Here is a 22,117-nt window from a genome sequence, read left to right as displayed (position 1 = left end):
CTTTATAGCGATATTTGACGCATGCAATAGAGTTCTGAATGAAGTACAGATATCCCCTATCCCCTACCATCCTTAACGTCTGCCCAATCTACCATCTCATGCTAATGGTAACATATGTTAAAAGGTTTAAGGGAAATAAGAGCATGATATTCATACTTTTTTTACATGTTTGGCTGAGCAAATGTCGGAGCGTTAACGTGGCATAAGCCACGCCCTATCTGAAGCCGATTCATCTCATGGCTCGCTATAAACATTAACAACAAAACCCCGATATGACTAAGAGCTTTTATAACATCTGTTTCTGGTATCCATCCAAATACTGCTGGACCAATAATCACACCAATGATTAATTTCCCTAATACAGATGGCTGACCAAACCGCACTGAAATCACTCCGGCGATTTTTGTTGCGATAATAATAATAAAGAATAGCTGTAAAAATAGTTCCAAATTCTTACCCCCCTTCTAAAAAAGCGCAAAAAAAGCCTGTCAGTGACAGGCTCCTCCAATTTGTTGCTTTATATTCAAAATAATTTATGTCTATTAAATTATTTTGAAAAAGAAGTTTTTTTGCAAATAAAGTGTCTCCTATGATCGCATTTCATTCTTAGTATGTCCTATTCTGCGACAGCCCTAAAGGGTTTTCTTTTCTCACGACCATACTGAATATTATACAATTTTTCATATAAACCTTTGTTTTGTAAAAGTTCTTCATGACTGCCCATCTGAACGATTTTTCCATTTTCAATGGCAATAATTACATCAGCATTTTGAATCGTGGATAATCGATGCGCAATAATAATGGTCGTTCGATTTTTCATTAGCTCCTGTAAGGCTTTTTGTACATAAAGCTCTGTTTCACTATCAAGAGCTGAGGTCGCTTCGTCCAATAATAGAATCGGTGCGTTTTTCAAAACTGCTCGAGCAATGGCTAGACGCTGCTTCTGCCCACCCGATAAGCGAATGCCTCTTTCTCCTATCTTCGTGTCGTATCCTTCGGGAAGAGACATAATATAATCATGTAAAAAAGCTTGGCTGCAGGCTTGTGTTATCTCCATTTCCGTAACATTGGGACGAGCAATCTGCAAATTTTCTCGTATCGTCCCACTGAACAAAAAAGTCTCTTGTGGTACATAGGCAACGGCACTTCTTAATTCTTCAAGAGAATAATCAGCAGTAGATCTATTATTAATGAAAACATCGCCTTCACTTGGTTTATGGAAGCCTTGGAGCAAATTGAATAGCGTACTTTTCCCTGCTCCACTTGGTCCAACAAGGGCCACAACTTTTTCAACTGGAATCTCTAACTGAAATCTATCAAAAATGATTTGATTGTACTCATAACCAAATGTTACATTTTGAAAACGAATAGATGAAACAGTATTTATAGCCTTGTTGTAAGAAGGTAATCCATAAGATTCAGGCTCAAGATCTAGTACGGTGGAGAGTCTTTCAACTGCGGTCGCCGAGCGTTGAAAGCTTGCCCACATAGCAGCTAAACCAGTTAACGGATTTACTAAATAATTCACAAGATTTACATAGATTAAGAGCGATCCTACTGTCATTTCTCCTGTAAATACAAAATAAGCACCTAAACAAAGACTAAATAAAAAGTAAAAGGAACATAATAATTCCCCGGCTGTAAAAAACCAAGCCCTTAATTTAGAATTGGCAATTTCCAAACGATACAGTTCATCATTCTTCTTTAAGAGTTTATTAAATGTAAGCTTTTCCAATGTAAAGGAACGGATCACAGTGAGTCCAGAAAACGATTCATTAAGAATCGTATTAATCTTTCCAAATAAAGTATAAATCCTCCGATTATTTCTGCGCAGTAATAATCCAAAAAAAACACCAAAACCGATCGCCAAAGGAGCGACAATCAAACTAACAAAACATATTATCGGATTAATTTGATATAAGTAGATAAAGACAGCAATATAGATGATGGGAAGCCTAATTAATTCAATTAAGCTACTCCCAATGACCCCATCAATACTATGAATATCATTGTTAAAGTGCGATAATAAATTACCAGATTCAAGAGTAGCTAATTTACCTGCGGGCAATCGTAAAATATGGCTAAATAAATAGGATTTCAAATCTTTTTTAATACCATTAATCGCGATCGTTTCATAAATAATATAAATATAAGTAGTAATAATATTTAATAAAATAAGGCCTACACCAATAGGTACTAAAGCTTTGATTCGATCAAGATTACTAGAAATAGCGGCATCAGTAAGATTCCCAAAAAACCATGCAAACGCCAACGTGAAGAAAATTTGTATAAATAAAATAAAAGACAAAACAAAATAGGCTTTCTTATACTGAAGAACAAAAGGTTTTAGTAAGGTGAATGTTTTTTGAAAATCACTCCATGCAAAATAAGGGCTAACTAATGTTACTATTTTATTTTTCATTGAATCACTCCAACATTGCTTTTACTTTCTTACCATGAGATTCAGATGCAATAATTGAATTCTCAGTATATGAAGTAGTTCATCTGTCAGAAAAACAATCTCGACTTTACATAAGTCCCACTCAATGTTCCAACGTGTAAAGTGAAAATCGACTCAGCGAGGGTTTTCTTCACCCCCACTGAGTGATAGTTGATGATATACATGATTCTTCAAACATGACAGACTAATTGTCTTGTTGTTTATCATGGTCATTTTAGTGTCCTGATTAGCCTCCTGCATGTAGAAGTACCAGAAAATACTGATAAAACTTCGCCCTCTATCTTGACTACATACTTCAATTCATACATGATTAATGTACCTTTTCTCTAACAATTACTGAAAGCCCCTATACTGCCCTTCCTATAAAAGTGCCCTTCTTCTCTTTCAACTACCAAGAATCGGCTTATTACCACCATTATGACCGTATCCATTACCATTGCCAGGACCCATACCAGGACCCGCATCGTAGCCATGACCAGGAGCATTACCATTATTTCCATTACCGTTACCATTGTTATGACCTTTACCATTACTCATCGTCATACTAACATCAAGTACCTCTAACTCAGGTTGTCTCCATTGTTTTTTCATAAAATTCCACCTCATAAAGTGATTTTTTTTAAACATAATCTTTACATTAAAATCTACTTACCTTTCTTAATTTTTTAAATAACTCACCTCCTTTTCAATTGTCGTTAAAATGCAATCTGCTAATTCATGAGCGGTAAAACGAGATTGTGGCCGACTCAATTGGTAAAGATTGATTTTATTTACAAATTTAGCTGAAGTATTAAAATGCCAATCCATTAATCCTGAATCCTCAATAAAAAAGTTTCGATAGGTATGTTGATACACAGTTAGGAAGCGTTCCATTTTTTTTATAGGAAGAAGTTCTATTCTCTCATCTTCTGATATAATCAGTTCAAAAATGCCGCCAAGGGGTAAGGATTCACTGGCAAATTGACTGAAAACTGGAACTGCAAACTTGGTTTCTCTTTCAACAATAGACTGAAAATCATCTGCATTCATTTCAAACTGATTCAAACTTTCAATCCATAATTTTTGCTGGGGATAGGCTGGTGTGACAATAGGAGTATCATCTGATGAAAATGTGACTGGAATCACATCATCACTAAGAAGTTGAAATCCTTTCTGTAAAAAAGCAGAAGCCAAAGTTGATTTTCCTGCACCTGATTCTCCTACAATAGCATACGCTTTTCCATTTATGGCAATTGCACTACCATGTAGCGGAAGGATTTTCCGTTGCATTAGAATGGCCCCCATGCAAGTTCCAAGTATATATAATCGAAGATGTTTATCATGTATATCTACAAATGGAGAAAAACAAATTTCATTTCCATTTCGAATTAAAAATATTGCAATTTCAGGAATCTGAAACACGATTTGATTCTCATTTATTACAAAATAATCATTCTCACTTGAAAGTTCAGACCACAAGTTAATCAAATCTAGTCTTTTTACAGTAATATCAGATAAATAATCCTCAAGCTTTATCGTAGGTAATTCCGGCAAAGGAATTTCACTGGATATTGTATAGCCAAATGCTTTGTAAACAAATGTATGAGCAGTGTTTATCATTCCCAACTCCCCCATTATGGATTGCTTGACCGATTTTTATAATCTATTAAAAAAGAACAAATCATCATTTTCCGTAGTAACAAATTACTATATATCAAGGTCAAAATAGTAATTAAGACTTAGAAATCAGCTCCCTTTTCATTATAAAATACAATAAATTCTTTTTAAAGAACATTCTTTCGACAAAAAAAGAGCGTAAACACCGCTCTCTCAAGTTAACGAATTTATACTATTACAATTTTGCGTTATCTAAAATATTAGCCAATAACTCATGATTTGGATAATCAGATTCTTTAAACTGTCGTATTACACTTTCAACATCATAGTCCACTCTTACATTTGAAACCTGAATACTTTCTGCTTCAATATCAATGAGTGTATATGAAGCTTTCTTCAGACCATCAAATGGCAATCCGACACTTCCACAATTTATGACATATTTCCCATTTATACATCTTACGTAAGGCTTATGAATGTGCGCGTATATGTATAAATCAGCTTGTTTCGCCATTAATTTTTCAGTCAAAACTTCATCACTATCATCTGTTTGAACCACTTCAAACAAACTATTAGGAGTAGCATGAAACGCGTGGATTGTTACATCTCCAAATGTAAGATTTAATTCAGTTGGCCGTTCTTTCAAATATTCAATACATTCTTCATCTAATTGAGATACAATCCAGTCTCGTTCTCTATTCATCATTTCTAGAGCTTGATTGGGCACCTCACCTTCTCCAACTCCACGAATTACCCATTCATCAGCATTTCCTTTAATAACCTCACAATTCAACGCTCTAACTAATTCAAGCGCACGTTTCGGTTCAATCCCTCTGTAGCATAAATCACCAAGTACATATACTTGATCTACATTTCTTAATTTAATATCATGCAACACTGCATCCAGTGCAGCAGCATTTCCGTGAATATCAGAGATGAATGCAAGTTTCAAAATAATGACCGCCCTTCAGTTTAACCCATTTTGTTTATATTAAAAATTCATTATAGAGCTCGATTATCTTTTCATCAAATATAAGTCAAATACACTTCACCTGTTAAGTTTACATAACTATTTTTGCAATCATATAATAACAGCCTATCACTACTGCGCCGAACGAAGACTAAGTCCCCATGTCCTTCATACAAATAAGCGTATCACCATTATTTAATTATTGAAAATATTTTACAAAAACTATCACAAATCCCGAAGTTGACACATATTTTTCGGTCTCGACGTATGAGCTCAAATTGATATAATTTGAAATAGAAGCGATCCCATAAGTAAAGGGTCAGACTCCGTAACAACTAAATACAGCAAGGAACACTTCATACTGATTTAGAGTGCGAGGTCTGACCCTTATGACAAGTTTTTCTTATTGAAATTTAGCTTCCATTCGGTAGATTCTACTGCCTAGATTTGAGAATTTCTCCTCATATTCCGTCATGATATTGCCTTCAAAATCACTGTTATGAAGATCAAGACTGACATAGGACAGCAACATTCCATATTCGGAAATGCTCTTTAACGACGATTCAAATAACCCTTGATTATCGGTTTTAAAATGAATTTCACCGTTGGACGGTAAAATGTCTTCATAGATACTCAGGAACGTTTTGTAGGTCAACCGACGTTTGGCATGACGTGTCTTTGGCCATGGATCAGAGAAGTTCAAATACAACCGGTCTACTTCACCTTTTGCAAAATAATCTCGTATGTTGGTTGCATCGACATTGAGCAGTTTTACATTGGGAATATCTGCTTCGATGACACGGTCAAGCGCAGCGACGATCACGCTTTTATATACTTCGATGCCGATAAAATTCACGTTTGGATGAGCTTTGGCCATTTCCGTAATGAAACGACCTTTCCCAGATCCAACTTCAATATAAAGCGGATTATCATTTCCAAAAACATCTCGCCATTTTCCTTTTTGTTCTTCTGGATTTGCAATAACAAAGTGAGAGAACTCACTTAATTTTTCGTCAGCCCAGGGCTTATTTCTTAAACGCATGATGACACCCCTAATAAAAAGATTCGTTCAAACCATAACACGGAATCGCTCACCTAAGCAACATGAATTTAGTACACCGGCGATCACATATTAAATGAATAAAGAAAAGTAGCAGAGCGCACCCTAAAAGAAACTTCAGAAAGGGTGACGCTATGCCACTTTCACACGAGCACCAAATGACGTTATTAAAAGATATATTAAGCAACCATCAAACAGACTGCTGCGGTTCCATTTCAGAGTACGAGCAGGTAGAACGACTTGTGAAGTCATTACTGGTCAACAACGGCGTTCATCAAAATGTAAAATCAATTTTACAGGACGTATATCAGTATAGTCAGAATGGCATTTCCACTTCAGATTCAGACCAACACATACAAACTCATCAAGACCAATTATTACAATGGGTGGATGGCATGAATCAATATTCATAATTATACTAAAATGGCTTCAAGATTTTTAAGAAGAATATCCATTTCCTTTAATCGATTTTTACGTTTATGCCATTGAATGGAAATGAGCAACTGCGCTAACACATGCCATTTCATCCGCAATAGAAGACCCGGCTCAAGATCTACTCCATACCGGCTTAGCCAAGGTCCCCATTGTTCTCTTGGTATATAAGAATTAAGGAGGATACCTAGATCAATAGCTGGGTCTGCAATCATGGCACCGTCCCAATCAATTAAATACAACTTATTCTCCTTCGTAATCATCCAGTTATTATGATTTACATCACAATGACAAACAACCTTATCATCACATTCAATTAAAGATAAATTTTCCTGTAAAAAATATAACGTTTGTTGTATCGGCGAAATGTTCTGTAATTCCAAGTCAAGATTACTTGCAATATTCTCTAACATGATATCGGGCAGCAATGGCGTTTTTCCTAACCTTTTCAACATGCTTAATAACGGTTTAGACCGATGAATTTTCCGCAGAAGATGAGCAACTTTCTCTTCGTTCATTTCTTCGTGTGTTAACTCCTTGCCGTCTATAAAGCGCTGTGCTGTAATGGTATCTCCGTTTTCCAGCCTTCTAGTCCAAATCAGCTTAGGCACGACGCCTTCAGCAGATAGGACAGCAAGAAATGGAGATGAATTCCGTTTTAGAAAAAGTTTTTCATTCTTATTGACGGCAATGAAGGCTTCTCCTGTTGCTCCTCCAGCAGGAAATATATCCCACTCCTGCCCTAATAAATGTTCCAATTGGTTCACCTTCAATTTCCTCACATAATTGCCTCGTGGTGTTTTCTTTATATAATAGCTGTTTTTACAACTTCACTTTCAGATTCGGTATTTGCTTAAATAATTTCTAAAATCTTATCGCTTCTTAATTCAATAAAAGACATGCGTAAGTTTTGGTCGTATCCATTAGAATAAAAAAGACAGCTATTGAGCAATTTAACAATAGCTATCCTTTTTAAATTTTAGTTAAAAGCTAGTTTTTCGTCAAGTGGTATCATCGAATCACAATAGAAAATAAGCCTATATTTTCTGTAAAGCTTGATATTCTCACTTTAATAACACTAAATTTTTTTTAGTGGACATAGTGACTTTTACGCAAGAACCCCCGATAATCTCCCTATCCGCCTGGATTTTTACGGGCTGTTTTGACGTAATCTGAACGTCTTGCGAACTGAATGAATCTACATTTTTGATTCATAAGTGTCGGCCCCAATAAACCGTAATAAATATGGATATGTATATTAAATTTCCCATCGTCGAATCGTGCGTGCGTCTGGGGCAATTTTTACCCCACCACCAAAATAAGGTTGATTTGCAACAACAATAAACCATACTTTTTTATAATGATACGTTTGATTGTCTAGAATCACGTCCATATCGCGCTGTTGATAAGTAAACAACTTCTTTAAAAAAGTATATATCAATCAGTCGACCGGCTTTTAAAAGATTGAACCAACGTTTCCATTGTGACTGATTTACATCAGATGTGATTTCGGCATCCATCCCCATGCCAAGGCTATTAATGAAATACCCGTTTCTGTTAGCGGCCATAAACTCGCCAATATCAACTGCCTGGGCCTCTTCCTTATTATTTACTAGTAAGAAAGGGCATCAGCTATATTTCCTATCTTCTCTTCTGTATGCCTCTTGCAAAATCATTGCCTGAACCAGCCGGAACGCAAGTTATCAATGCATTTGAAAAGCTCGCTGCTCCATTTATCACTTCATGAAGAGTTCCATCGCCACCTACTGAAATAATATACGTTCGTTCTGCTGATTTTTTTAGGATATTTTCAGTCAACTGCTGTGCATGATCTTTTTTCTGTATAAAAAACCTGATAGCTTATGTTTTGAGACATCAACTGCTGTTCGATTTATTTGGATTCATCTTCGATTCCAAATTGATCATGTTGATCCACATCCCATTCCAATCGTCTGCTTGATGTTGTCTGACAATATTCTAACAATCCTTGTGCCGCTTTTAACTGCTGGTGCTTTAAAGGCGTTTGTGCGCTTCTCATTTTCTCAAACCATTCCGGAAAAACGCGCTTATCTAGAAATGTCACATCGTAAGGTGCTTGTGGATAATCAATGTATCCGTTTCGTGATAAGACAACCTTATGAATAGGTAGGCTAATCTCATACAACTCAAATAACTGGGAAACAATTTTTCCAGTCCGATTCAAAGCAATTAGTGGGTTTAATAGTTTTTTATCCGGATATCGATGATGCCTGCGGAGCCAGAATCGTTCATTTGACCCGATGAAGGCTGCATCTTCTTCTGCCTCCAAAAAGGTTATGCACCACACATCGGTCGGTCCTAATAAAATGACTTCTAATTCAATAGGGGCGTTTTTAAAAACAAAGATCGGCTTGTAGAGGACTAGATATGTATCGGGAAAACGTTGTAAAAAGAAACGCAACTTTTCATCTAAAATATAAGAGTCATCCATCCATGATTTTTCATGAATCGTCGAGCTTCCCCACTTTAATTGAAACTTCAAAAGCTGATTCAAGTAGTTTTGCTTCAAATCATCTAAACTCTTTGGCTCTGTTGGAAAATTCAACGAGAAAACATTCGTTTCTCCAACAGGCTTTAGCTGATTAGCAGGTAACTCTTTAGTACCTCGTCCTATAAGACCTCTTACTTTGTTCAATAAGCCTTTTTTTTCATCATGCTCTACTTCCATTTGTCCAGTATCTTCATGTTCCTCATAAAGCCTTGTAAGCTCACCTGCCGTGTAAGCAGCTTTTAGCTTTTCCCACTGTTGCTGCTTGAGCCGAACAAATTGACTGGGATAACGATATATATCCTGTTCATATCTTGATATATAATCTTGAAGCTTTATCAGCTGTCCCATATTCTTCACCGTCCTAAGAGGTTTAGTCGAAGGGGCCCCATAACGAAAGGGTCAGACCCCACAACTACAATCGTTTAATTTATGTGTTTAAAGTGTGAGGTCAGACCCTTTCTGACACATCCTCTGATTTATATTAGTGAACTTGTTGCGATTGGTTGATAAGATGGCGCTTGACCTAAATGCGTTTGGTATAACGTAACAGTAGCACCTTGCAATCGATATGTTCTATTAGATATATCGGCTAGTTCTTGCATTCGATTAAGTTGAAAAGCATTTCCGATAAACTTTCTTGCCAATGTAATATGTGGTTTGAATGGCTTTTTATCTAAAGTAAAACCAGCTTCCTCACACGCTGTGTATACTTTTTTTTGCAAATTGAAAAGCTGTTCTGACGGATCCACTCCCGCCCAAAGAATTCGAGGCGATGCCAAATATCCAAAAATACCCATTCCATTCAAATAGAGTTCAAATTTAGATACTTCTGCAAGCGCAACATTCACGTTTTCTAAACTCTTCTGCCTCATTTCTTCTGGTGCATCTCCAAGGAACGCAAGTGTAATATGATAATCATCATGATGCAACCATTTTTTAAAAGGGAACTCGGTCTTAATCCGTTCGCTCGTCTGCTGCAATAATTCTTTCGTTTCATCTGGCAATGTTAGCGCATAAAAAAAATGTGTTTTAGTCATCAACTACCCCTTCCTTTTATTTATATTTTATCCCGCATTAATGGGCAGTACTCCCCTACCTAAAAGCTTAGAGAGAAATTGAAGAAGCTTAAGTGTGGGAGGAAAAAGTTTCACTTTATAATAGATTAATTATTAGTATTCAAAAAAGAGAACAGACTAATCTGTCCCCTCATTTACTGAAAACGTATATTGCATACTATCAAGTTTTTATTGGCGTTCGTTCATGAATTTCAACAAAAATATTTGGATTATTTCACAATGGATTCACTAATGTGACCACATTGACGTTCAATTTCTGCATGAAAAGCTTGTTGTAATTGACGTGTCACAGTACCTGATTCACCATTACCAATTGCTTGACCATCTATTTCAGTAATTGGCGTGATTTCAGCCGTTGTGCTTGTCATGATGACCTCTTCCGCTGCTAAGAGTTCTTCTAAAGTAAAGTCGTCCTCTTTATATGAAATCCCTAAATCCTTACAAATCTTAATCATTACTTGTCGAGTAATACCGTTTAGGATCAAGTTAGTAGCTGGATGGGTTTTCAGTTCACCGTTCACTACGATCGATACATTCGATGAACTCCCTTCAGTCACTGTGCCGCAACGATGCTGAATCGCTTCAAAACAACCTGCTTCAGCCGCTTTTTGTTTGGCAAGGATATTTCCAAGCAAGTTTAGACTTTTAATATCACAGCGAAGCCAACGTATATCTTCTACTGTGATTGCCTTCGCTCCTGGCTTTAGTACCCCGCTGTATGGAACTTCTTTTGTGTAAGCAACATAAACCGGTGCAACATCTGTACTTGGAAATGCATGATTTCTAGGCGAGACCCCTCTTGTAAATTGCATATAGACAGTACCGAATGTAATCGCATTTTCAGCTATGAGTTCCTTTAGCTTAACCTCGATTTCTTCTATTGTATAAGGAATCGTGATATTGATTTTTTTCGCACTTTCAATTAGCCTAGCAAGATGCATTTCACTCGTAAAGAGCTTGCCGTTATAAATCCGAATAACCTCGTATACCCCATCCCCAAATTGATAGCCTCTATCTTCAATTTCTACCTTTATTTCGCTACGATTTCGTATTTCACCGTTAAGAATCATCTTTTCCATACAGAAATCCCCCTTTTATCACTTAGCCAATTCATAAATAGCAGCTGCATAAATGGCTGCCGCTTTTAACATATCCTCAATCTCCATATATTCATCTTTTTGATGGGCAGGATCCTCACTACCCGGGAATAGTGGACCAAATGCAACTCCTTCTTTCAATGAACGGGCATATGTCCCCCCGCCAATCGAAAGTAAATCAGCTTTTTCACCTGTTTCATCCTCATATACTTTTTGCAGGGTTTTAATTAAGAAACTGTCACTGTCCACATAATGCGGAGTAGAGTGAGAATTCGTTACAAGACTCCAATTCAAAGATTTCAGTTGAGCTTTTAGCTTTGTTGAATATTCTTCCCATTTGTATGTAACCGGATAACGCATGCTGAAGCCGATACTGCTTGCATTTTCTTTAGAATAGTTGAATCTGCCTGCATTCAACGTCAACTCACCCGTAATTTCATCGCTATAGGCGAGCCCAAGTTTGACAGCACGTGTATCGCCAATTAAATACTCTTTAATATATCGGAAATACGTATTTGCGTGCTCATCCAGTTCTATACTTGATAGGAAATCGGCAAGGTGTAGTCCTGCGTTCACACCATTATTCGGCTCCAACGCGTGAGCAGATAACCCTTTAACCTCAAATAATAGTTCATTCCCCATCGGAGTGACTGTAGCCGTTAATGAATGATTTTTTACATACGAATTGAATAGACTTGTTACTTCTTCCTGATTAGCCGTTTCCACAATAGCAGTTGCAAAATCAGGTACCATATTCGTTCTTAGTCCAGATGTAAAGCTCTTTACTTGTACGAAAGATGTGTTCTGATTTATTTTCGCTGGTTGTTGAATAATCGCAAAATCCCAAATTCCTTTTTCCGCATTAATAATTGGGAAATCAGCATCTGGTGCGAAGCCGATTGATGGCATTTCTTCTACTTCAAAATAACGATCCACACAACGCCATTTGGATTCTTCATCTGTACCGATGATCATCCGTACACGCTTACTTAATGGTAAACCAAGTTCCGCAACTGTCTTCATCGCATAGAAAGCCGCCATTGTCGGCCCTTTATCATCGATGGCGCCGCGAGCAAAGATTTTGCCATCACGAATTTCCGCTCCAAATGGGTCTGAGCTCCAACCGTCTCCTGCTGGCACGACGTCTACATGACATAATATCCCGACAACTTCTTCTCCTTCGCCGATTTCAATAGACCCTGCGATATTGTCAACGTTTTTAGTCGTGAAACCAGCTTTCTCTCCAAGCTCTAGCATATAGTCGAGCGCATCTTTCACACCTACTCCAAATGGCGCTTCTTTCGTACCATTTTCTTCGTCTAAAACACTTTTAATCTTCAATAGATTTTGGGTATCTAGTAACAAATCCAACTTGCGTTTTTCGATTTCATTACGCCAATTAATTTTATTCATCATACGATCACTCCTATTCACATTACCGTTCTATTTTACCAATACTTCCAAATTTTCTACCCATTTCAAGAAGATCTAAACTATCCGATCATGTCCTTTTACTACTATATATCACTAGTCAAAAAAAACGGTGTATAGAGTGTGAAGGCAGAACAGTTAGTAACATATTCCATTTTATCACTCATTAGTAACCAAACATGAAGCAAGCACACCCAAAATAATAATAATAGCTATTTTCATGGGAGTATCCCCCACTGATTTCACTTTATTCTGGATCCCGCCTGCTTTTCACAAAACGATACCCTAAATACGTGATATAAAGCGGTGTTGCGATATAGATAAAATAAGGAAAGTTTTGATGAGTGCCTTTATAAATCGCAAACAAAGAGCAGCCTAGAAATATCGTTACAATGGTACCGTATTTTGGGAGTGGTATTTCTTTTAAGCTAGGAATTCGGATCTTACTCACCATTAAGAAGCAAAGCGCTGTAAAGACAACTGTCGTTATGATATTTGGTAGTTTTCCACCAAATAAAGTGAGTAACGCCAGAATCCCTCCTGCTGCTGTAATTGGTACTCCGATAAAATAATTCATAGATGATTTCGTCGAGCTTATGTTAAATCTTGCTAAGCGGAATGCGCCAAATAGAGGGAACAGTCCAGCTACAATCAATCCTAATAAACCAAAATGGAAGAAATATGTATAATACACAAGAAACGAAGGTGCAACACCAAATGTAACAATATCAGCCAATGAATCCAGTTCTTTTCCTAATATACTGTCCGCATGTAACATTCGTGCCAAGCGACCATCCATACTGTCAAGCATCATACCAATCAAAATTAAGATGGCTGCGTTATTATATTGACCATTTGCCGCGAAGCCAATTGATAAAAAACCACAATACAAATTTCCTAACGTAACAAAATTCGGAATCATTTTTTTAAATCTCACTACCATTCATCACACTCCATCTACTTTATTCTTTAAACCCGGTTTACCAGTCTATAATCCTCACATCTCAATGTTTGTGAGAAAAACAGTCTGCTGATGTTGCACCAAGCCCGTCCGAGGCCTAAGCTGTAATACTAGTCGGACTTGTCGCAGGATGTGAACAATCTTTGGAGTCGAACCGCTAGCGGTCCGCTCACTTTTTCATATATCTCCCATTGCTCCTGTGAAGAATAACCAACTGATAGAAACTCCCATTATCCCGCATTAACAATCAGCAAGGGATGAAGAACACCCCGACTGATTGAAGTTCCACATTATATATGTCAGCTAAAAAGACAAAACCTAAACAAAAAATTTTGTCTAGGTTAAAGTTTACTTATTATTATATCATTGATTTTGAATTTTGATGATAACCGATTTCCCTATAATCGCTTATCATCAATTCTCAACCTTTTGTTGCAACATATTGGTTAGCTGCGCGTACTTGGACTTCAAGCGTTCCATTTTTTGTATCTACTATGGCCTTAATCATAACTGGAAAGTCTTGATTATTTAAAAACTTAAAGTCCTTTCCTCCGTAAGCTATGGTAGCATCACGATTTACTGGAACATAGGAAACACCCAAAGAATGGTGGTGCAGCTCTATAATTTCTAGGCCTAATTTATCTATTGCATTGTAGAGAGTACTAGATGTCTGGCAAATTCCACCGCCAATGCCTTCTACCATTTCCTTATTCACAATTTCCATAGCTTTTTGATAGCCTCTTTCAGTAGTAGCTTGCCCAACTATTAAATTAAAATAAAATCTGTCTCCTGGACCTAAGATGACTCCATCAATCTCCTTGGCAGAAAGAACAATATTGGTCGTTCTCCCTTTAATAGAAGCATTAAAATGGGTTTTATAAGAGGCTAGCACACCTTGATCCACATTTACAGCTGCTTCTGCTGTTATATTAGGTGCACTTTCCGTTATAGGTACTTCAATTTCTCTTTGAAAAAATGGCACATTCTGTAGTGCTGTTACAAATGCTGCTTTATCTACCACGACTCTGTTGCTGCCTGCTTTTATTGTCCCATCAGAATTTAGTCGGGCCGGGACCATGGGCTGATCGTATTTCTGTTCCAGCTCGTGAGCAAGATTCTCAGCTTTTTCTTCACTATTAAATGAAGAAGGTTTAACTTTTTGTATTTCGCTTCCATCTCTCGGATCAATCAATGTTATTTCTTGTTCGACCCACTCTTTCTTAGAAAGCAGAAGTTCATGCTTCATATGCTGACCGATGCCATGGATTTCATTAGAGGTTACATGAGTAGCTGCTTCTCCGTGCTTTCCGAATAGAACCAATCCGCAGACCAACACAATTCCTGTCAAACAGCCAATATACTTTTTCAATTTTCCCCCACCTATTTCCCGGTTTTTTTCTAATCTTCATTACCAAAACACTACTTTACTAACATACAACTCTGAAATACTTATTAAAAAACACCTGCTTTATTTCCAATTATAGCCTGCTATTTCTGTTTCATCAATAATATATTATCCTATTTACCAAGAAAAATTAGGACTTTTCTATCTAACTAGCAAGCACAACCATAGAGTATATTCCCTAAATAATCAATATATGTTCTTTAAATTCTTCCTATCTGAAATTCAGAAGAACCACGTCTTTTAGAGGCTGACTTATGATATTTCGTAAATATAAAGAAAAAGGGTCCGACCCACTACCTATATATAGTTTAAATTTAAGTGATTAACACTATAAACTATTTATAGAGTGTGAGGTCAGACCCTTTTTCAGATATTCTCATTCGTTTTATTTATTGCTATTTTTCGCATACTTTATTGACTATTCTGGGTTGATTTCCGTAGCAGGTACTTGCTTTTAAGCGGGCGGTCTAAAGAAGCCTCCTGAGTGCGTTGCACTTACAAGGTCTCCATCAACACGCTTCTCTAAGCAGGAGTCTCGCACCTCCCACTACAATCAACATCTACTCGATTTGGTTTCTTGCTAAAAACAACTCTTTACGAAAAGAGCCTATTTAATTATTTTAATTTCTTTCACCGGCCAATAGACAAAGCTTGCTTTGCCGACAACTTGATCAATGGATATGGTACCGATTTCCCTGCTATCGAGGCTATTTTGGCGGTTATCCCCCATGACAAATAGTTGTCCTTCAGGAACTGTTTCATCCAGGGTGAAATCCCATGTTAACAACCCGTCCGTCATTTGTTTATATTCAGCTAAATAAGGTTCATCTACAGGTTTGTCATTCACATACAGAACATCATCTTCATATTTAATTCGATCACCTGGAAGCCCAATCACACGTTTAATATAATCTTTCTTTTCCGTCGCATGAAAAACGACAACATCAAATCTGTTTATGTCTTCAATATCTGTACCCATTTTATTCAGCACAACACGCTCATGGTTGTGTAATGTGGGCATCATGGACTCACCGTCTACGATAATTGGAGCAAATATAAAGGTACGAATGGCAAATGCAAGTAAAACGGCGATTAATATGGCCTTTACCCATGAAAATATCTCTTTGCGTTCTTCCAAATTCTTTTCCCCTCTTTCTTAAACACCATGCCTTATTTATACCCCAAAACAACTACTGAAATCCAATATTTTTAATTATCCAATACATACATTACCGCTTTTGCTTCGGTTTTCCAAATCATCTTGAGTAAAGCTGATAATCGATTGAAGTGATTTCATATAATGTGAAACTTCGATCAGTGGTTTTTTTCATCCCCCACTGATTGTTAGTTGAACTAATCGGGCTTTTATGGGCAGTTATCCCCTCTAAGCCTTGAGGTGGGAGTATTACTGCCCGTTAATGCTGGATAAACTCCCCCATAATAAAAGGATTAAACACCGCAATCCCTAGTGCATGTTTAACCCTTTTCGAAATACCTATTCATTATTTCTTCTTAGCTTCATTTACCTTTAATAATTTCCCTTTAATCGTTGTATCTTTCATCACCCGTAATACTTGTGACCCTTTTCCATTTAATATTTCAACATAGGTAACATGATCCTCGATGGAGATAATCCCGATATCATCAAAAGATACCCCGTTAATTTTTGCAATTGTTCCAACGAAGTCTACTGCCCGTAGCTTTTTTTTCTTACCACCATTAAAATAAAGTTTCATAATTCCTTTATTTAATGCGCCTGCTTTATCTTTCTTCAACATTGGTTTGGCATTCATTTTCATTTCGAAAGCTGCCTGCTTACTTGCCACTTCTTCTTTGGTAGGTGCCATTCTTTTAGCAATATCAAAACCGATATATGCTTCAATATCTGCTAAAAAGCGATCTTCAAACGGGGTAACAAAGGTGATCGCCTGTCCAGTTTTCCCTGCACGCCCTGTTCTTCCAGTACGGTGAACATATCCTTCTTTTTCCAATGGTAGATCGTAATTAATCACATGGGTAATACTATCAATATCAATACCTCTTGCTGCTACATCTGTTGCAATTAAATAACGGAATTCACCTCGGCGAAATTCATTCATAACAGCTAAACGATCTTCCTGTACCATCCCTCCGTGAATTTTATCACAGTCATAATCCAAATCGGTTAACCCATCAACTAACTGATCAACGCGGTCTTTTGTTCGGCAGAAAATAATACAGCTATCAGGATTTTCTACAATCGTTATATCTTGTAGTAATGTAAATTTCTCCTGTTCCTCAACTTCGATAACGGTATGATGGATTGTATTTGTCGTTAAGCCTGTTGCCTTAATCTCAATATCACTTGGGTTATTCATATATTTATGAGTCATGTTTTTAATACTTTCCGGCAATGTTGCAGAGAAAAGAAGCGTTACACGATTTCTAGGAAGCGCCTGAATAATCGCTTCAACTTGGTCAATAAACCCCATATTTAACATCTCATCTGCTTCATCGATCACAAGATAAGTTAGTTTGTCTAAAGCTATAGTCCCTCGTTCAATATGATCAAGTACCCTACCTGGTGTCCCTACAACAATATGGCTCTTTTGCTTTAATTCTGCTTGCTGTTTCAAGAAAGGCTGCTTGCCATAAACTGCCGTCGCTTTAATTCGCTTAAAACGACCAATGTTCATGATGTCTTCTTTCACTTGAACCGCTAGCTCTCGCGTTGGCGTCAAAACAAGTGCTTGTGGTTTATTTTCATGCCAATCCACTTTTTCACAAATCGGAATACCGTATGAAGCTGTCTTCCCGCTTCCTGTCTGTGACTTTACAACAAGATCTCTATTTTCAAGCACAAGCGGAATCACTTTGCTTTGAACTTCTGTTGGTGTCGCATAATTCATACTCGTTAGCGCTCTTACAATTTCTTCACTTAATTTATATTCTTTAAAACTTTTCATCTTTTTGCCTCATTTATTTTGAATTTTTATTATGTTTCCCATGTGTACAAGCTTTCATTATACGCGAACATAGAGACAAATAGGGTTTATGTTTTTAATTGATTGTTTTTGCACATATATTTGTACGTGATCCTTTTTTCTTTAAGCAGCAACATGATGGCATCTTCAATAAAAAAAGGGATGCCCAATAAGATAAGTCAGACCCCGCAGCAACAACTAAATACAGTATAAGATAACGCTACATACTGATTTAGAGTGCGAAGTCAGACCCCTTATGAAACACCCTCCTACGAATTATTTACATGGTTACAACTGGATCTTTATCGGCATTTTTCGGTTTACGAACGAAACACATGATGCCAACAATCAGGAATAATACCGCCTGAAGCAATCCTAAGCCAATTGAAAGTAAACCAACAAGCACGGCGGTTATAATGAAGAAAACCCCAGCCATCGTCTGTCTCTTGCTTCTAAGGATGAAGATGGAAACGAGACCAAGAATAATACCAATTGCCGATGCAACTACAATCAGCCAGCCAAACCCTCCAACTGCGTCCATTACAAGAGAGAAGTCTTCCATCGTTATCGTTGGGTCGTTAGCTAATTCTGCTTCTATCACTTGTCTAATTCCATCATTTTGTTTCAAAGCAATAAAGAAAACCCCAATAAATGTCAAGATTACCGATAGTAAAATTCCAATAATTGCCAGAATATATTCACCTGTACGCTTCACCATATTCCCCCCTAAATTATTTCTCAACTACATGTTTAACTTATGCATTACAACCATTTTGAATGAATAACTCTATTTCATCTTTAATCCTACTAAATGTATGACAAAACATGCAAACAAAATATTTTTACAATTAGTAATAGACTCCTCTTTAATCATTACAGGAAATATAAGCCGTATGCTACTATGTAATAGATATAAACTTGGAGGTTAATATGAATAAAAAAATAGATCACATCGGGATTGCAGTCCGCGACTTAAATAATAGTATTGATTTTTATCTGAATGTATTAGGTGGAAAATTAATCGATCGTTACAGGAGTGAAGCGATAGGGGTCGAAAGTGAAATTGCAATCATTGAAATCAACGGGGAAAGAATCGAATTGCTTGCACCGACAAATAACACAACTTCACCGATTGCACGGTTCATTAAGCAAAAAGGAAAAGGCGTCCATCATATCGCTTATCGCGTTGATGATTTAGACAAAGCTTTAATCGAACTGAAACAGCAAGGGATCCGAGTATTAGAAAATTCTTTACGGATCAATAAACACGGAAGAAGGCTCATCTATTTAAATCCAGCGGATACTGAAGGCACAATCATTGAATATTGTGATTATCCAAATCAAGCGGATTCACCCATTCCTTTTTAAGGGAACTTATTCGATCCATACAAAAGAGGTATCCTGGAAAAGGTAGGACTTCACATTCTATCAACCGTTTTTTTGTGTCATAATCTGACCTTTTCGAAATAGGATAACCTCTTGTTACTTATTACAATGTTGTCACTTTTCAGGAACAGCACAAGATCCATCACTGCAACTATTTTCTGTTGAGGCTTCATTTAAAATCTGCAACGGATTTTCTTCAGTCCAAACTTTATTTAAAGTTTCTAAAAATAATTCAGTTGGTTGTGCACCAGAAACACCGTATTTTCGATTAATTACGAAAAATGGCACTCCAGTAATTCCCAACTGACTTCCTTCACGTTCATCTGCTCTTACTTCTTCAGTGAATTGATCACTAGCAAGCATGGCAGTTACTTCTGTTTTATCAAGCCCGACTTGTTTGGCAAGTGAAGCAAGTGTTTCTTGATCACCGATATGCTTGGATTCTGTAAAGTACGCATGAAATAACGTTTCATTCATTTCTTTTTCTTTTCCTTTTACTGAAGCGAATTTCAACAATCGATGAGCATCAAATGTATTAGTAGGAATCAGCGTATCGAAGCGATAATCTAACCCTTCTCCCTTTGCTTGACTTGTTACATTGGCACTCATTTCTTTTGCTTGTTCAACTGACGTACCATATTTCTTTGCCAGCATTTCGTGAACATTCATCCCCATATCTTTTTGTGCATGCGGATCCAATTCGAAGCTTTTAAATTCAACCTCTACTTCTGATTGCTGAGCAAATTGAGACAAAGCTTTTTCAAAACGACGTTTGCCAATATAGCAAAACGGACATTGATAATCAGACCAAACTTCAACTTTCATGTCTAAACCTCCTAAATAATATTTTAATGAAAATTAACTGCAACTAAACTAAGCACATTATAAACTGTACAGTATGATTCTCCAAATCATCCGCCTGTACAGTCTTTTTGAATGAAGGAAATGGGGACGGGTCTTCGCGATTTATAAATATAGCTAACCTACTTAGGTAGTATACTTACTTTATTATTGAAATCCCCTAAATCCTGCTCCGCACCGCCACCATTGTGAATGCGAGTGTAGCGTGTTGTTTGATTGCTCCTTCATGATAAATGGTTGCATTTTAACGCCATATTTGTTTTCTTAACAAGAAATTTTAATTTTGTCCATGATTTCATCCAAGGTAATTGTCCGCAAATACTTAACAGTCTCTTGTTCAGCGTCGCTAAGGATTTCTTCCAGTAGCTGGGCCAATCGCTTCCCAGTATCATCGCATTCTGGTTCTTCCTTTGAACAAATGAGACATTCTGGTCTTACCGCCATGTAAATATCCGCAAGCGTTAATTTAGATGCAGGTATTAATAAGCCGTATCCGCCATCACGTCCTTCCTTTGCTTTCACTATCCCAGACACGCAAAGAAGGGCAAGCACCCTACGCAAAAAAGTCGCATGAGAATTCACCTGCTGTGCAATACTTGAACTTGATTGCAACGTATTACTTTTAGCAAGCAAGAAGAGAGCATGAACGGCAAGCGCAAACCGTGGTGGTCCAATTTGACTTAATTTGTAATCAGTCACTCAGTCGTCCCTCCTTTATTAAGCCTTTAAATCTTCCTCAACTTAATGGTACGAATATCATGGGAGGCAGCTTTGGTTAAAATTAAATCAGCTCTTGTCTTTGTCGGCTCAATATTATGAAGCAGATTCACTTTATTGATTCGATTCCAAATATCCGCAGCTACAACAAAAGCTTCTCGATCAGATAGCGACGCATAACGATGGAAGTAAGACTGAGGATTATGAAAAGCTGTTTCCTTTAACTTCATAAACCTGTTTATATACCATTCCTTCAAATCTGTTTCCACTGCATCTACATAAATGGATAAATCAAAGAAATCCGAGACAAACACACTTGGTGATGATTGATCTTGAAGTATTGGTGTTTGCAATACATTTATTCCTTCTACAATCACGATATCCGGCTGATTAATCAGCACATTTTGACCTGGCAAGACATCATAATACAAATGTGAATAAACGGGTGCTGAAATGGTTGGAGCACCTGACTTTAACTGCGCCAGAAAGTTAATAAGTTCCCGAATATCATAGCTTTCTGGAAATCCTTTTCTTTGCATTAATCCCTTTTGCTCCAAAACTGAGTTCGGAAAAAGGAAACCGTCCGTCGTTACAATTTCAACCTTTGGGTGATTATGCCATTTCGAGAGCAACGCCTTAATGATTCTCGAGGTCGTACTTTTTCCAACCGCGACACTCCCAGCAATCCCAATAATATAAGGGATTTTCCGAGTGTTTTTTCCAAAAAAAGTATCTGTTACAGAATGAAGCTGTTGAGAAGCTGTTGCATATAAATTAATCAGCCTTGTCAAAGGAACGTAAATTTTCGTAACCTCATCCATTGAGATATTCTCATTAATTCCTTGTAATTCCCAAAGCTCGGCTTCTGACAATGTCATCGGTGTGTTAAAACGTAATTTTGCCCATTCCTCTTTAGTAAATGTCACATAAGGTGAATAACTAGTCATGGTTGTATTCATCATAGGCCCCTTTAAATGCAAATTCATTGAAAACGTCTACATTTTCTATTTTGTTAATCCCTATTTTAGTTAATTTCAACTAAGAATGAAAGAGGAAAAAATAAATGTTATAGAAAATAGATTCTTTATTCTTTTCATACATGGATAATCGCCGTGATTTTTTTACATAAAATCCCGGAAATTACTTATTTAAGATTAATATCGGCAAACTC

23 protein-coding genes are annotated in these 22,117 nt (G+C 37.0%); 2 read left to right on the top strand and 21 right to left on the bottom strand.

Annotation, left to right across the window (positions count from 1 at the left end):
- Positions 1-161: 161 nt before the first annotated feature.
- The 6 genes from HNP81_RS07460 to trmB all read right to left on the bottom strand — a co-directional run bounded on the left by HNP81_RS07460 (position 162) and on the right by trmB (position 6,069).
- Positions 162-449, bottom strand: a complete 288-nt coding sequence (locus tag HNP81_RS07460; protein WP_182502131.1) for a cation:proton antiporter domain-containing protein — start codon at positions 447-449, stop codon at positions 162-164.
- Positions 450-616: 167 nt separating this feature from the next.
- Positions 617-2,422 carry an ABC transporter ATP-binding protein gene (locus HNP81_RS07455; protein WP_182502130.1) on the bottom strand — a complete coding sequence of 602 codons (1,806 nt, stop codon included), beginning with the start codon at positions 2,420-2,422 and terminating at the stop codon, positions 617-619.
- Between the two features lie 423 nt (positions 2,423-2,845).
- Complete coding sequence (locus HNP81_RS07450) at positions 2,846-3,052, bottom strand: paeninodin family lasso peptide (protein WP_182502129.1); 207 nt, start codon at positions 3,050-3,052, stop codon at positions 2,846-2,848.
- A 66-nt stretch (positions 3,053-3,118) separates the two neighbouring features.
- Positions 3,119-4,060 (bottom strand): aldolase, encoded by a 942-nt coding sequence (locus tag HNP81_RS07445; protein WP_182502128.1) that lies wholly within the window; start codon positions 4,058-4,060, stop codon positions 3,119-3,121.
- Between the two features lie 232 nt (positions 4,061-4,292).
- Positions 4,293-5,009: a metallophosphoesterase family protein gene (locus tag HNP81_RS07440; RefSeq protein ID WP_182502127.1), complete on the bottom strand. Its 717-nt coding sequence runs from the start codon at positions 5,007-5,009 to the stop codon at positions 4,293-4,295.
- A 421-nt stretch (positions 5,010-5,430) separates the two neighbouring features.
- A complete protein-coding gene (gene trmB / locus HNP81_RS07435; protein ID WP_182502126.1) occupies positions 5,431-6,069 on the bottom strand; it encodes a tRNA (guanosine(46)-N7)-methyltransferase TrmB in 639 nt (212 codons plus the stop codon).
- Positions 6,070-6,221: 152 nt separating this feature from the next.
- Here trmB and HNP81_RS07430 point away from each other — a divergent pair, with 152 nt between their 5' ends.
- A complete protein-coding gene (locus HNP81_RS07430) occupies positions 6,222-6,500 on the top strand; it encodes a YtzH-like family protein (RefSeq protein ID WP_182502125.1) in 279 nt (92 codons plus the stop codon).
- On the opposite strand, the gene HNP81_RS07425 is transcribed toward HNP81_RS07430, so the two are convergent.
- From HNP81_RS07425 to HNP81_RS07370, 12 genes are all read right to left on the bottom strand, one after another.
- Positions 6,501-7,277: a phosphotransferase family protein gene (locus HNP81_RS07425; protein ID WP_182502205.1), complete on the bottom strand. Its 777-nt coding sequence runs from the start codon at positions 7,275-7,277 to the stop codon at positions 6,501-6,503.
- Positions 7,278-7,777: 500 nt separating this feature from the next.
- The gene (locus HNP81_RS07420) at positions 7,778-7,960 is read right to left on the bottom strand and encodes a hypothetical protein (protein ID WP_182502124.1); all 183 of its coding nucleotides are present in this window, start codon (positions 7,958-7,960) and stop codon (positions 7,778-7,780) included.
- A gap of 200 nt (positions 7,961-8,160) precedes the next feature.
- Positions 8,161-8,364, bottom strand: coding sequence for a diacylglycerol kinase family protein (locus tag HNP81_RS07415; protein WP_312859658.1), 204 nt, complete (start codon positions 8,362-8,364; stop codon positions 8,161-8,163).
- 46 nt (positions 8,365-8,410) lie between these two features.
- On the bottom strand, positions 8,411-9,397 hold the full coding sequence (locus HNP81_RS07410; RefSeq protein WP_182502123.1) for an NERD domain-containing protein: 987 nt from the start codon (positions 9,395-9,397) through the stop codon (positions 8,411-8,413).
- A gap of 128 nt (positions 9,398-9,525) precedes the next feature.
- Positions 9,526-10,086 (bottom strand): RNA 2',3'-cyclic phosphodiesterase, encoded by a 561-nt coding sequence (thpR, locus tag HNP81_RS07405; RefSeq protein WP_182502122.1) that lies wholly within the window; start codon positions 10,084-10,086, stop codon positions 9,526-9,528.
- 248 nt (positions 10,087-10,334) lie between these two features.
- Positions 10,335-11,204 (bottom strand): D-amino-acid transaminase, encoded by an 870-nt coding sequence (dat, locus tag HNP81_RS07400; protein ID WP_182502121.1) that lies wholly within the window; start codon positions 11,202-11,204, stop codon positions 10,335-10,337.
- 18 nt (positions 11,205-11,222) lie between these two features.
- Positions 11,223-12,635: a dipeptidase PepV gene (gene pepV, locus HNP81_RS07395; RefSeq protein WP_182502203.1), complete on the bottom strand. Its 1,413-nt coding sequence runs from the start codon at positions 12,633-12,635 to the stop codon at positions 11,223-11,225.
- Positions 12,636-12,900: 265 nt separating this feature from the next.
- A complete protein-coding gene (pssA, locus tag HNP81_RS07390; RefSeq protein WP_028392304.1) occupies positions 12,901-13,590 on the bottom strand; it encodes a CDP-diacylglycerol--serine O-phosphatidyltransferase in 690 nt (229 codons plus the stop codon).
- A gap of 445 nt (positions 13,591-14,035) precedes the next feature.
- Complete coding sequence (locus tag HNP81_RS07385) at positions 14,036-14,983, bottom strand: VanW family protein (protein WP_051404974.1); 948 nt, start codon at positions 14,981-14,983, stop codon at positions 14,036-14,038.
- A gap of 643 nt (positions 14,984-15,626) precedes the next feature.
- Positions 15,627-16,157 carry a signal peptidase I gene (gene lepB / locus HNP81_RS07380; protein ID WP_028392305.1) on the bottom strand — a complete coding sequence of 177 codons (531 nt, stop codon included), beginning with the start codon at positions 16,155-16,157 and terminating at the stop codon, positions 15,627-15,629.
- A gap of 364 nt (positions 16,158-16,521) precedes the next feature.
- Positions 16,522-17,964, bottom strand: a complete 1,443-nt coding sequence (locus HNP81_RS07375) for a DEAD/DEAH box helicase (RefSeq protein ID WP_028392306.1) — start codon at positions 17,962-17,964, stop codon at positions 16,522-16,524.
- Between the two features lie 298 nt (positions 17,965-18,262).
- Positions 18,263-18,700: a DUF4064 domain-containing protein gene (locus HNP81_RS07370; RefSeq protein ID WP_051404975.1), complete on the bottom strand. Its 438-nt coding sequence runs from the start codon at positions 18,698-18,700 to the stop codon at positions 18,263-18,265.
- A gap of 212 nt (positions 18,701-18,912) precedes the next feature.
- Between HNP81_RS07370 and HNP81_RS07365 the strand changes: the two genes are divergently transcribed.
- The gene (locus HNP81_RS07365; RefSeq protein WP_028392308.1) at positions 18,913-19,350 is read left to right on the top strand and encodes a VOC family protein; all 438 of its coding nucleotides are present in this window, start codon (positions 18,913-18,915) and stop codon (positions 19,348-19,350) included.
- Between the two features lie 132 nt (positions 19,351-19,482).
- Here HNP81_RS07365 and HNP81_RS07360 read toward each other — a convergent pair whose 3' ends face one another.
- The 3 genes from HNP81_RS07360 to coaA all read right to left on the bottom strand — a co-directional run bounded on the left by HNP81_RS07360 (position 19,483) and on the right by coaA (position 21,908).
- Positions 19,483-20,193: a DsbA family oxidoreductase gene (locus HNP81_RS07360; protein ID WP_182502120.1), complete on the bottom strand. Its 711-nt coding sequence runs from the start codon at positions 20,191-20,193 to the stop codon at positions 19,483-19,485.
- Positions 20,194-20,493: 300 nt separating this feature from the next.
- Positions 20,494-20,928 (bottom strand): RrF2 family transcriptional regulator, encoded by a 435-nt coding sequence (locus HNP81_RS07355; protein WP_051404976.1) that lies wholly within the window; start codon positions 20,926-20,928, stop codon positions 20,494-20,496.
- A 26-nt stretch (positions 20,929-20,954) separates the two neighbouring features.
- Positions 20,955-21,908, bottom strand: a complete 954-nt coding sequence (coaA, locus tag HNP81_RS07350; protein WP_376766721.1) for a type I pantothenate kinase — start codon at positions 21,906-21,908, stop codon at positions 20,955-20,957.
- Positions 21,909-22,117: the final 209 nt, after the last annotated feature.

Source organism: Peribacillus huizhouensis (genome assembly GCF_014138605.1).
GTDB classification, from domain to species: Bacteria; Bacillota; Bacilli; order Bacillales; family DSM-1321; genus Peribacillus; species Peribacillus huizhouensis.
The sequence above is the reverse complement of the archived record's forward strand: the minus strand, read 5'-3'. Positions and strand labels throughout refer to the sequence as shown.

Coding starts and splice junctions, on each gene's coding strand:
- HNP81_RS07455 (WP_182502130.1), bottom strand. CDS start 2,422: ATGAAAAATAAAATAGTAACATTAGTTAGCCCTTATTTTGCATGGAGT.
- HNP81_RS07450 (WP_182502129.1), bottom strand. CDS start 3,052: ATGAAAAAACAATGGAGACAACCTGAGTTAGAGGTACTTGATGTTAGT.
- HNP81_RS07445 (WP_182502128.1), bottom strand. CDS start 4,060: ATGATAAACACTGCTCATACATTTGTTTACAAAGCATTTGGCTATACA.
- trmB (WP_182502126.1), bottom strand. CDS start 6,069: ATGCGTTTAAGAAATAAGCCCTGGGCTGACGAAAAATTAAGTGAGTTC.
- HNP81_RS07430 (WP_182502125.1), top strand. CDS start 6,222: ATGCCACTTTCACACGAGCACCAAATGACGTTATTAAAAGATATATTA.
- HNP81_RS07410 (WP_182502123.1), bottom strand. CDS start 9,397: ATGGGACAGCTGATAAAGCTTCAAGATTATATATCAAGATATGAACAG.
- thpR (WP_182502122.1), bottom strand. CDS start 10,086: ATGACTAAAACACATTTTTTTTATGCGCTAACATTGCCAGATGAAACG.
- dat (WP_182502121.1), bottom strand. CDS start 11,204: ATGGAAAAGATGATTCTTAACGGTGAAATACGAAATCGTAGCGAAATA.
- pepV (WP_182502203.1), bottom strand. CDS start 12,635: ATGAATAAAATTAATTGGCGTAATGAAATCGAAAAACGCAAGTTGGAT.
- HNP81_RS07375 (WP_028392306.1), bottom strand. CDS start 17,964: ATGAAAAGTTTTAAAGAATATAAATTAAGTGAAGAAATTGTAAGAGCG.
- HNP81_RS07370 (WP_051404975.1), bottom strand. CDS start 18,700: ATGGTGAAGCGTACAGGTGAATATATTCTGGCAATTATTGGAATTTTA.
- HNP81_RS07365 (WP_028392308.1), top strand. CDS start 18,913: ATGAATAAAAAAATAGATCACATCGGGATTGCAGTCCGCGACTTAAAT.
- HNP81_RS07360 (WP_182502120.1), bottom strand. CDS start 20,193: ATGAAAGTTGAAGTTTGGTCTGATTATCAATGTCCGTTTTGCTATATT.
- coaA (WP_376766721.1), bottom strand. CDS start 21,908: ATGATGAATACAACCATGACTAGTTATTCACCTTATGTGACATTTACT.